General features: G+C 63.5%; 8 protein-coding genes. 3 read left to right on the forward strand and 5 right to left on the reverse strand.

Going from position 1 to position 11,842, the window contains the following annotated elements:
- Positions 1 to 200: 200 nt before the first annotated feature.
- The 4 genes from PIN31009_RS08750 to PIN31009_RS08765 all read right to left on the reverse strand — a co-directional run bounded on the left by PIN31009_RS08750 (position 201) and on the right by PIN31009_RS08765 (position 6,712).
- On the reverse strand, positions 201 to 845 hold the full coding sequence (locus tag PIN31009_RS08750) for a LysE family translocator (protein ID WP_174997051.1): 645 nt from the start codon (positions 843 to 845) through the stop codon (positions 201 to 203).
- 108 nt (positions 846 to 953) lie between these two features.
- Entirely contained in the window at positions 954 to 2,444 is a 1,491-nt protein-coding gene (locus tag PIN31009_RS08755) for an efflux transporter outer membrane subunit (protein ID WP_150789965.1), read from the reverse strand.
- A gap of 4 nt (positions 2,445 to 2,448) precedes the next feature.
- Positions 2,449 to 5,556 carry an efflux RND transporter permease subunit gene (locus PIN31009_RS08760; protein WP_150789966.1) on the reverse strand — a complete coding sequence of 1,036 codons (3,108 nt, stop codon included), beginning with the start codon at positions 5,554 to 5,556 and terminating at the stop codon, positions 2,449 to 2,451.
- A complete protein-coding gene (locus tag PIN31009_RS08765) occupies positions 5,549 to 6,712 on the reverse strand; it encodes an efflux RND transporter periplasmic adaptor subunit (RefSeq protein WP_150683860.1) in 1,164 nt (387 codons plus the stop codon). Before PIN31009_RS08765 ends, PIN31009_RS08760 begins: the two co-directional genes overlap by 8 nt.
- Before the next feature lie 973 nt (positions 6,713 to 7,685).
- On the opposite strand from PIN31009_RS08765, the gene PIN31009_RS08770 reads away from it, so the two are divergent.
- The 3 genes from PIN31009_RS08770 to PIN31009_RS08780 are packed head-to-tail and all read left to right on the forward strand — an operon-like array spanning position 7,686 to position 10,826.
- Complete coding sequence (locus PIN31009_RS08770; RefSeq protein ID WP_058379577.1) at positions 7,686 to 8,372, forward strand: GntR family transcriptional regulator; 687 nt, start codon at positions 7,686 to 7,688, stop codon at positions 8,370 to 8,372.
- 52 nt (positions 8,373 to 8,424) lie between these two features.
- Positions 8,425 to 9,735 (forward strand): dicarboxylate/amino acid:cation symporter, encoded by a 1,311-nt coding sequence (locus PIN31009_RS08775; RefSeq protein WP_217426775.1) that lies wholly within the window; start codon positions 8,425 to 8,427, stop codon positions 9,733 to 9,735.
- On the forward strand, positions 9,732 to 10,826 hold the full coding sequence (locus tag PIN31009_RS08780) for a GntG family PLP-dependent aldolase (protein WP_150789967.1): 1,095 nt from the start codon (positions 9,732 to 9,734) through the stop codon (positions 10,824 to 10,826). Before PIN31009_RS08775 ends, PIN31009_RS08780 begins: the two co-directional genes overlap by 4 nt.
- Before the next feature lie 34 nt (positions 10,827 to 10,860).
- Here PIN31009_RS08780 and PIN31009_RS08785 read toward each other — a convergent pair whose 3' ends face one another.
- The gene (locus PIN31009_RS08785) at positions 10,861 to 11,652 is read right to left on the reverse strand and encodes an AraC family transcriptional regulator (protein WP_087688376.1); all 792 of its coding nucleotides are present in this window, start codon (positions 11,650 to 11,652) and stop codon (positions 10,861 to 10,863) included.
- Positions 11,653 to 11,842: the final 190 nt, after the last annotated feature.

The raw sequence follows: 11,842 nt of genomic DNA on the forward strand, positions 1-11,842 counted from the left end.
CCGATCACCGGCGCTCATGAGGCATTTCGCGTGTGCTTATGCGGCAAGGTTGGATGGTAGGCCGCGAATCCAGACCATTCCCGAAATGATCGAGAGGATGATGGACGACAGTCGAACGGGGAAGCCCGGCGATACACACGGTCAGCGACCGCCAAACAGCCGCTCAAGCGGCTGTTTTCACATAGCGAGGCGTGTGTTTCTTACTTCCCCGCCCCATTCGACGTCGCCATGGCGGCGGCGCCGAGGCCGATATAAAGCAGGCCGGTGATGTATTTGCCTGCGCCCGATTTGGCACCCTGATTCGCAATAGCCTTGCCGATCGTGCGGGCGAGTGCGGCGTATGTCACGTCGCTCACGCTGCCTACCGCCACGAGCATTACCCCGAGTGTCACGATTTGCAGTGGGACGTTGCCGGCGGCGGCGTTCACGAACTGCGGCAGGAACGCCGCGATGAACAACCCCGTCTTCGGGTTCAGCAGATTGACGAGAAAGCCCTTGCGCACCGACGCGCCAAGCGCCGGTACAGGCGCATTCATTGCGTCGACAGGGTCGGGCCGTGTTTTGCTTCGAATAGCCTTAATACCCAGATAGACCAGATACGCCGCCCCAACCGTCTTGATCGCCGTGAACAGAATCGGCGACGCCATCAGCAGCGCCGTGAGCCCGACCGCCGCGAAACCCACATGCACCAGCGTTGCGAGCATCACGCCGAAGCACGACGCCAGACCGTAGCGGAATCCCTGACTCGCACTCGCCGTCGACACGTAGATCGTGTTGGGGCCGGGAATGGCCACGAGAACCGCCGCGGTGGCGAGGAAGTAGGGCAATACGGCAAAGTCGATCATTCCGGTGATTCCCATTAAGCGCGACAGCGTTGGCAACACAGTTGACGTCATGCGCTGGCATCGTAACACCGTCCATGACGTCAACCTCAGGCAAGCGTCGTCGCGACGTCAGCCCGCCTTAGCCGTCTGCACATCGTCGCGATGCCACCAGCCGCCACCGACCGCCTGAAACAGGGCCACCGTATCGGCGTAGCGGTTGGCCTGCGCCTGCACCAGCGCAATACGCGCCTGCTGATATGTCTGCTGGGCGTTGAGCAGCGTCAAGTAACTGATATCGCCCAGTTCGAGCTGCTTTTGGGCAATTGTCAGACTGCGCTTCGCCGCGCGCTCGGCATTGAGCGATGCACTCAGCGCATCGGCATCCGTGCGCAGGGCATGCAGTGTGTCGGCAACGTTCTGGAACGCCGTGAGCACCGCGCCGCGATACTGTGCACCCGCCTGCTCGTAGGCCGCTTCGGCCCCGCGCTGCTTGTGCAACAGGGCACCGCCCGCAAAGATCGGTTGCGTCAGGCTCCCCGCCAGCGTCCAGAACGCCGTGCCCGGGCTGAACAGTTCCCGGGCAATTTCGGCACTCGCCCCGTAGCTCGCACTCAACGTAATGCTCGGCAGACGTGCTGCCACGGCCACGCCTACCGCAGCACCGGCCGCATGCCATTGCGCCTGCGCAGAACGCACGTCCGGACGCTGTTCGACCAGTTGCGACGGCAAGCTCACCGGTAACGCTTCGGGCAACTGCAAGCCACTCAGATCGAACTGCGCGCCGATGCGCTCGTTCGGCATGCGCCCGAGCAAGCGGGCGAGCGCATCGCGTTGCTGCGCCAGTTGCTTCTCCAGCGGCGGCACCGCCGCCTGCGCTTGTGCCAGCGATGCCTCCTGCGCCGCCACGTCAGCCTGCGCCACCTGACCCAAGTCGTACTGCTTGTGCAGCAGATCGAGTGAATGCTGTTGAAGCGCAAGGATCTCCTGCGTCGCAGCCAGTTGCCCGCGCAACGACGCTTCCTGAATGGCTGCGGCCACCACGTTGCTGGTCAGCGTCAGATACGTCGCTTCCAGTGCAAAGCGCTGGGCATCCGCTTGCGCGATGAGCGATTCGACCTGACGACGGTTTGCGCCGAACAGATCGAGCGTGTACGACACGGACACCTGCGCCGTGTGCAGGTTATAGAGATCGTCACCACTGGCGGCCGGGCTCGCCAGCGGCGATGCGATTTGCTGGCGCGTCGGCGAGAACGAAGCATTGACCTGCGGAAAGAAGTCGCCTTGCTGCACGCGTACCGCCTCGTGGGCCGACTTGAGCGCAGCACGTGCCGCGTCCATGTCGGGATTGCGTTCGATGGCCTCTTTCACGAGGGCATCGAGTTCGGGCGAGTGGAACAGCGTCCACCACTGCGCAGGAATATCCATGCCGGAGACAAAACGCTGAGCGCTGCCGCCCGTCGTGTCGGCCGACGTGGTGCCCGCAGGCAGGGCGTCGACGGTGTAACCCGCATTGGCAGGCGCTTCGGGCGTTTTGAAATCGGGCCCGACGGCACATCCGGCCATCGACAGCGCGGCTGCCAACGCCGCGGCGCAGCGCGCCCCGGAATAACGATAAGTCATGTTTTTACCCCTGTGCCGGTTCGGCCGCTGCGAGGGCGCGCTTTGCGGCGCGCTCTTCCATATAGCGTTCGAGGACGTAGTAATAGGTCGGCAGAATGAACAGCGTCAGCAGCGTGGCGACGATCAACCCGCCCACCACCACAGTGGCGAGTGCGCGCTGCACGTCGGTGCCCACGCCGATGGCCATGGCCGCCGGCAACATGCCCACGGTCGCGACCGTTGCCGTCATCAGCACCGGACGGAAGCGCTCGACCGCGCCTGCAATCACCGCCTCACGCAAGCCCAACCCCTCCGCGCGCACACGGTTGATATTGGCGATCATGATGATGCCGTTCTGCACGGCCACTCCGAACAGCGCGATAAAGCCCACCGCACTCGCCACGTTCAACGTTTCGCCCGTCAGCCGCAGGGCAATCAAGCCGCCGAGCGTTGCCAGCGGCACCACGCCCAGAATCAACGCGGCCTGACGCAGCTTGCCGAATTCCGCGAACAGGAACACCAGCATCAACGCGAGCACCAGCCCCATGATCAACGTGAGCCGTGCCTGCGCCCGCTGCTGATTCTCGAACTGTCCGCCCCACACGAGTTGGTACTTGCTGTGGTCATACTTCACGTTGGCATCGATACGCTTCTCGGCGTCGGCGAGATAATCCGACAGCCCGCGCTGCGCATAGTCGATGCGAACGATCAGCTCACGCTTGCTCATGTCGTGCGTGATGGTCGCCTCACCGCTCTGATACCGAATGCTGGCGAGTGCCGACAACGGAATCTGCGCACCGCCCGGGGCATTGACGAACAGATTGCCCAGCGTCTCGGGGCTATTGCGCGTGTTCGGCGGGAAGCGCACGGTCACGTTGTACTGGCGGTCGCCCACGTAGACCTGACTCACCGACGCACCGCCAATCGCGGTCTGGATCAGATTCGTCACGTCAGACACGTTGATGCCATACCGCGCAGCCGCGGCCCGGTCGACATTCACCACGATCTGTGGAATCGGCGGCTCTTCGAAGATCGACGCATCGGCCGTGCCCGGCACTTGCTTGAGCACCCCCACGACTTCGGTGCCGATACGGCGCAGTTCCTTGAAATCGTCGCCGACGATGCGGATCACCAGCGGGCTGTGAGCCCCGCCCACGGCGTCGTTGATGCCGTCGATGATCGGCTGGCTGATGCCGACCGACATGCCCGGAATCTGTTTGAGACGATCGTTGAGCTTGCTGACGAACTCGGCCTTGGTTTCCCCGTGCGGCCACGTGTCGTAAGGCTTGAGCCCCACCGGCGCTTCGATATGCGACGGCGTCCACGGGTCGGCCTGACTGTCGCTGCGCCCCAACTGCGTGACGGCATACGACACTTCAGGGAAGCTCAGCAGCACCGTGCGCAACTCGCTGGCCATTTCGCTGGCCTTGTCGAGCGAGAGGCCCGACGGCAATTGCACTTGCAGCCACAGCGACCCTTCGTCGAGATCGGGCAGGAATTCGCGAGCGGTCGTCGCGCCCATCGCCACCACCGCCGCCAGTGCGAACACACCGATGGAAATGGCCATGCGGGGGGCATTCAACAACTTGTCGAGCCAGCGCTGGAACCCAGCCTGCGCGCGCTGAAGCGGCACGTTGTGGAAGACCTTGCGCGGTTTGCGCAGTGCCACGTACGCCAGCCCGGGAATCAGCATGAACGTGCACAGCAAGGCGCCGGCCAATGCGTAAGCCACCGTGTAGGCCATCGGCGAGAACAGCTTGGCTTCTGCGCGCTCGAAGGCGAACAGCGGCAGGTAGGCGGTGATGATGATTAGCGTAGCGAACAGGATCGGGCGCGCCACCTGTATCGTCGCGCTCAGCACGTCGCCTTCGGTAAGCACGGCCTCGGGTGCCGCTTCCCGCCGTCGCAAGATCGCTTCGGTCACGACAATGGCGCCGTCGACGATGATGCCGAAGTCGATGGCCCCCAGCGAGAACAGGTTCGCCGGCATGTTCGTGAAGTGCATCATGATGAACACGGCCACGAGCGCGAGCGGAATCGTTACGGCGGCAATCAGCGCACTGCGCGGGCTGCCTAGGAACAGGATTAGCACGATGCATACGAGACCCACGCCTTCCGCCACGGTGTGCGACACCTTGTGGATGGTGTTCTGCACGAGGTCGTCGCGGTCGATGTACGGCACGAGACGAACGCCCTGCGGCTCGAGCTGCTTGCGCAGTTCTTCAACCTTCGCGTGCACGCCTTTGAGCGTTTCGGACGGGTTCTGATACTTGAGCATCTCGACGATGCCTTCGATCGTGTCCGGGTTGTGGTCCTTGCCGAGAATGCCTTCGCGTTCCTGATGGCTGTACGTCAGACGCCCCAGATCCTTCACCAGCACGGGCACGCCGTTGCGCTGCGTGACCACGATGTTGCCGAGGTCGGTGAGCGAATGCACCATGCCGATGCCGCGAATCACATAGCCCTGCTCGCCGCGCGAGATGCGGCTGCCACCGGCGTTGGCACTGTTGTTGTTGATGGCCGTGGTGACATCGTTCAGACCGATGCTGTAGCGCTGCAACTGCACCGGGTCGAGCTCAAGCTGGTACTGCATGGTGAAGCCGCCGAAGTTGTCGACGTTTACCACGCCCGCGACCTGTTGCAGCGCCGGGATCACGACCCAGCGCTGAAGCTCGGACAACTCCATCAGGTTCTTGGTATCCGACTCCAGCGTATAGCGATAGATCTCGCCGGCCGGGCCGGTCACCGGGTCGAGTCCCGGCGTGATGCCCGAAGGCAGCGTGACACCTGCAATGCGTTCGTTGATCCGCTGACGGGCCCAGTAGTCTTCGACGCCATCGCGGAACACCAGCGTGATGAGCGACAGGCCGAAGGTCGACGACGAGCGCATCGACACCACACCGGGCGTGCCGCCCAGCGCACGCTCCAGCGGTACGGTGATCTGTTGTTCGATTTCCTCGGCAGCAAGGCCGGGGGCTTGCGTGGTGACCTGCGCGGTCACGTCGCCGATGTCCGGGTAGGCTTCGACGGCCATTTGCGTCCAGCTGTACCAGCCGAAGGCGGCCACGAGCAGCGCCACCACCCAGATGACGACGCGCTTGTGCAGGCAGAAGGTAATGAGGCGGTTAATCATTGAGCAGTACCCCGCCCTTGACGACGATGCGATCGCCTACCGTCAGCCCGGCACCGACGCGCGCACCGTCCGGCTCGCCGTAACCCGGCTGCACCGTGCGCTTCACGAAGGTCCACGGGGCCACTTCCACCCACACCACGGTACTGTCGTTGTTCATGATCAGCGCCGAGTTCGGCACGAAGACCGAACGCTGCTGCGGCACGGCAAACGTCGCCGTGGCGAACATGTTTGGCTTGAGACGGCCGTCGGTGTTGGGGAACGCGATGCGCACCTTGGCGCGGCGCGTGTCGGGATCGAGCACTTCGCTCACGAAGCTCACCTTGCCGTGCCACGTCTGGCCCGGATACGCCTGAAAGACCACGTCGACCGGCTGGTCCTTGGCGATCAGCGCGACGTTGCTCTCGGGCGCGTTGGCCGTCACCCAGACGGAATCCAGATTGGACACGGTCATGAGCGACGCGGTCAGGTCGTTGGCATAGCCGCCCTGCGACGTCGACAGTGCGGTGATCGTGCCGGAGTAGGGGGCAACCAGCGTGAGTTGACGGCCGCGCGTGTGCGCGTCGGCACCGATGCCACGCAGGCGGGTCTCGGAGCGGGTGAGCTCGGCTTGCGCTTGCGTGTAATCGCTTTGCGCTTGTTCCAGATCCTTCGCAGCGCCCGCGCCCGCATCGCGCAGGCCCTGCACGCGCTTGAGCGTGGTGCCGGCGTGGGTGAAGGCGTCGCGCGCCTTGTCGTTATCGGACCAAGCCTGTGCCAGATCGCCCGAGTCGATGGTCAGCAGCGGCTGGCCTTTCGTGACGTGATCGCCCAGATGAACCTTGAGCTCGACGATGCGACCGGCCACCGGCGGCAGGATGTTGGCGGTGCGCGCCGGGTCGGCTTCGACGGTGGCGGGCAGTTGCACCATGCGGGGCTCGTCGCGCAGGCCCACGGCGGCAACGCTCAACCGGGAACGCAACGCCGAGTCCGGCGGCACGATGTATTTGTCGCCTTCACGCAGCACGATGGCGTGCTCGGTGGCGTCGGACTTGACGGAAGCGTGGCTGGTCGTCGACATCCAGCGTACGGCTTCGACCGAGAGGGCGAGCGTTGCGATCACGCCGAGGCCGGCGAGGGCAATCCGTTTGTTCGCGCCCGATAGATGGATTTTGTTCATTTCCCGAATCTCTTTTTTCACGTGAGGGAGGCAATGGCATTGCGTTCACGTGAAAGACGAGTCGGGTCACGTCAGTCGGGATTTAATCCGGCAACGTAAATCGTGATTCGCCACGCGACGCAATACCTGCCGGTAATTCGAAGGAATTTCCGGTTTAAAGGTGATTTGAAGTGCGTATGTGTCAATGACATGCGACCGACATAAGCAACTGTCAGGGTCGGGCATCGATTTCTCCTTAGGCTAGGGAACCGTTGGATAGCAGTGGCGACTCGCGGGCAAGAACGTGCGTACGCCGCGCTGCCGCGACCGGCATCGGCGCAGCAGCTTGCAAGCGTTCACGGTGAACACGCGCACAGGTCTCGGCTTGCCGTTACAGGCGAGCAGACTTCAAGCGCATGACGATCTGGGGAAGGCGGGGATCTGGTCAGTCGAACCGGGAAGGCTTCCGGTGTCAATCAACTGAGCGCAAATATGGCGCACCTCTCGCACTCCGGCGAGACGGCGACCAAAAGGGACGGACGTCGGGCCGGGATCTACCGTTCAAGCGGTAACGGGCAACTACAACTGTCCAATTGGGGTGTCCCCTGATGATTGATTCGTGGCGGAATGTACGCGCGTGAATTAGGCGCGTCAAGCAATTGTTAGGCCCATTTTTGGTGCCATTTCTTCTGGTTTTGTTCGATAAAACTAAGTGTGATTCGATATTTGTGATTTCACAGCCGTTTCACAGCCGGATAAGGGATCGCCGAGTTTTTCAATTAATAAACTGTAATTTAATCGTTCGCTGAATTGCGGGGCACGTGATGCTGCGGAGCAACACGTCACTGAGCGGCATGCCGGGGGCAGCCGTGTGGCGTCGTTGCCAATGAGATGCCGACGGGACCGCCCGCACGGTCATCGTTTACCCGCAAAAGCCGCCACTTCACAGATTTTCGCGTTGACCGGCAAATTGTTTTTTGCTGGTATACCAGTTATGAACCAGACCCAACGCACCCCAGCCCTGAGCGATTCGGCCTACAACGCCATTCGCGCCCTGATCGTCTCCGGCGAAATTCGCGCCGGTGAGGCCCTCTCCGAGCGCGCGCTGTCCGAGCGCTTCGGTATTAGCCGCACACCTGTGCGCGAGGCCATCCGGGCGCTCGCCAACGACGGTTTGCTGGAGATCGTGCCGATGCGCGGCACCTTCGTACGCCAGTTGTCGGTGCGCGATCTGAGCGAAATTCATGAAGTCCGTCTGGCACTCGAAGGCATGGCCGCGTGGCTCGCCGCGCAAAAGGGCGTGACCCCGGCGCTGGAAGAGGTGGCCAAGCGCTTGCGCGCCCTCGACGCGCAGGACGAAGCCGTGCCGCTCGACGTCGACATCACGCAGCGCGTGGGCTGGCAATTCCACGAAGCGATGTTTGCCGCCGCCGACAACGTGCGGCTGGTCGAGACCTATCACGCGTTGCGCACCCAGAACGGTCTGGCGCTGCAACGCATTCCGCATTACGACGCCGAGCGCACGCGCGCCGCAGTTCGCGAACACCTCGCGATCTTCGACGCCATCGCCGCCGGGCGTCCCGAGGAGGCCCAGCGCAGTGTCTGGGACCACCTTACGCACGCCATGCAAACCCGTTTGCAGGCGCTCGTCCCCGCCGGATCGCCCGGTGCTTCGCGCTGATCGGATCGATCACGCCCGCCAAGCCGTCACGTTTTTTTCGGAGATTGCCGTCATGTCGTCCCGTTCTGCCAGCAAGAAACGCCTCATTCCATTGCCCGTCCAGATGCTCATCGGTCTGGCCCTCGGTGTCGTCTGCGGTATGGTCGCGCCGGGGCTGGCCACGAAGTTGATGCCGGTGGGCACAGCGTTCGTGCAAGCCGTGAAGATGATCGTGGTGCCGCTCGTGTTCACGGCCATCACGCTCGGCATTTACCAGATGGGACACAACGCGCGCGCGCTGGGACGTGTCTCGGCCATCAGCATGGTCTACTTCTTCATCGCGACGCTCGTCTCGATCGTGATCGGTCTGGGGCTCAATGCGATCTTCCATCCGGGGCTCGGTGCCAACCTTGCCGCCGCGCACGCCTCGGCCAAGCCGATTGCGGCGTCGGTCGACTGGACGAAGTTCTTCCTCGAGATGATTCCGTCGAACATCTTTGCGGCCATGAGCGGCAGCAACCTGTTGCCGGTGCTGGTGTTCGCGGTGCTGCTCGGCATGGCGCTGTCAGCCATCGGCGAGCGCGCTAAGCCGCTCGTCGGCGTGCTCGACGCCTTGATGGGCGCCGTGTTCAAACTCACCGACTGGATCATCTCGCTCTCGCCGATCGCCATTTTCGCGATCATCGCGTGGCTTTTCGCAACGCAGGGTGTCGGCACGATTCTGGCGCTGGTCAAGCTCGTGGGCACCATGTATCTGGGCCTCGGCGTGCTGCTGGTGCTGTTCTGGATCTTGCTCAAGGCCATCGGCGAAAAGCCGCTGGCGACCACGCGTGCGATCAGCGAACCGGTGATTCTCGCGTTCGCCACGCGCTCCAGCGAGGCCACGTTGCCGCTGCACATGGAGAAGCTGATCGCCATGGGCGTGCCCAAAGCCATCGCTTCGGTCGTGCTGCCGCTGGGCTACGCGTTCAACCGCGATGGCTCGATCATGTACTTCGCGCTGGCCGTGGGCTTTCTGGCCGACGCGTATCACGTGCCGCTCGATATGCCCACGTTGCTTTCCATCGTGCTGGTGACGACGCTGGCCAGCAAGGGTAGCGCCAACGTGCCGTCGGGCGGGCTGGTTGCCATTGCGATGGTGCTCACCACGATCGGCGTGCCTATCGAGGCGCTCGCGATCATCGCCGGTGTCGACGCGTTCCTCGACATGGGCCGTACTGCGATCAACGTTTTCAGCAACACCGTGGCCATCAAGCTCGTGATGAAGCTCGCCGGTATTCCGTACGAATCGCCCGAGGCCGTGCAAGCGGCGCTCGCCGAGTCGAATGCGGGGCAGGCGGGCCAAGTCGGCAGCCATGCGCACGGTCAGGAGTTCCCCGCATGACCCAACGTAATACCGAACACGTCGTCGATCTGCGCAGCGATACCGTTACCCGGCCGACCGCGCTGATGTGGGAAGCGATGCAAACCGCGTCGCTCGGCGACGACACGCTGGAGGGCGACCCGACGGTACGCGCCCTCGAACATCTGGCGGCCGTCGCCACCGGCAAGGAGGAGGCGATGTTCGTCGTCTCCGGCACGATGGGCAATCTGATCGCCTCGCTGTGCCACGCCACGCGCGGCGGAGAAGCTGTGATCGATGCGCAGGCGCACATGGCCAAGTCGGAGGCTGGCGGCATGTCGCGCCTCGCGCATCTCTATCCGGTCACCATACCGTCGGTGCGCGGCGAGATGGATCTCGATGCACTGGCCGGGGCACTGCGCCCCGGCTTTTCCCGTTATGGGCAACCCACGGCGATGGTCGGCGTGGAGTCGACGCATAATCACTCCGGCGGCTACGTGCCGTCTCTGGCCTATCTGGCGGACGTGCACTCGCTCGCGTCGCGTGCGGGCGTGCCGGTGCATCTGGATGGCGCGCGCGTGTTCAACGCAGCGGCAGCGCTTGGCGTGGATGCTGCAACGATTGCCACACACTGCGAGAGCCTGACGTTCTGTCTGTCGAAGGGATTGTCGGCGCCGATGGGCGCGATGCTGGTGGGCTCGCATGCGCTGATCGAGCAGGCGCGCACGTTCCGGCGCATGGTCGGTGGCGGGTTGCGGCAGGCGGGCATCATGGCCGCGGCGGGCAAGGTGGCGATGGAGACGATGGTGGCGCGTCTGGCCGACGACAATCACCGCGCGCATCGACTCTGGACCGGTCTGGCGGAAATCGATCCGCTACTCGTCGATTCGATACCGTCGCACAGCAATATCGTGCGGCTGCGCGTCGGTGAGCAGCGTGAGAGCGACCCGCATGCGTGGGAGGCGGCGCTCGCCGGGTACGGCATTCTGGCGCGTGCCAGCGGTCAGTCGATGCTGCGGCTGGTCACGCACCGCCATATCGGCGACGACGACATCGACGAAACCGTGGCCGCGATTGCTTCGATTCGCGACACGTTCGCCGCGAGTGCGTCACCGGTGATCGGTGTGCACTGAGATTGAAACGTTGAAGTGTTGAAGTGTTGATGCGTCAGCGTTCCGCCACCGCCAGATACTGCTGCGGTGCGCGCCCGAACAGACGCTTGAACATGACGATGAACGCGCTCGGGCTCTGATAGCCGAGCGCGAGTGCCACGTCCCCGACCGACGCACCGAGGGCCAGCCGCGTGATCGCTTCCGACGCGCGCATATGCTGGCACCACCGCCCGAAGGTCATGCCGGTCTCGTCCTTGAACCGGCGTGCGAGTGTCTTGCCGCTCGCCCCCATCTCTTCTCCCCAACGCTCCAGCGAGTAGTCCGTCGCGGGCGCCATCATCATGTGCTCGCAGATCGCAAGAAGCTTGGCTGAACTGGGCAGCGGCAAACCGTGTTCGCCGGGGGCAGCGGCTTCGCGCAGCAGGCGAAGCAGCAGGGGGACAGAGAGCGCTGTGCGGCTGTCCGGCGCGTAATGCATGCCGTCGGCCAGCATGTCGACGGCCAACTCGCGCAGCAGCGGGCCCACGGTCAGCACGAGCGCGTTGGGCCACAACCACGACACGGAACCGGGTTCGATGCTGATCGTGCAGAACTGCATGCGTCCGACCGCGTGCAACTCGTGCGGCGTATTGGGTGGCAGCCACAGCGCGCGCGAGGCGGGCAGGGTCCACGTATGCGCCGGCGTGAGCACGCGCACCACGCCGCGCAACGCCATGACCACGTGACCGTGCTGATGCTGGTGCCACGGCTGTCGCTCGCCGTCCTCGCATTCCATCCCAACGAACGTGACGTCACGCGACAAATGTCGGCGCGTTTGCGGATAGCGGCGTAGCAGCAATTCCTTCATGACATCTTCCCAACCGGACCGATCGACAACTCTGGGCTCACCGCGAGTGCCCTGATGAGGCACTCGCTGCGCAAAAGCTTAGAGAAATGGACAGAAAATGTCCATTTCTCAACATTTTTTGTGATTCACAGCAAAAAGTTCCCCGGTATTCTACCAATAGCCATGGCGGTTTAGGGACGGATACGAGTGA

The organism is Pandoraea iniqua (assembly GCF_902459685.1).
Lineage (GTDB): Bacteria > Pseudomonadota > Gammaproteobacteria > Burkholderiales > Burkholderiaceae > Pandoraea > Pandoraea iniqua.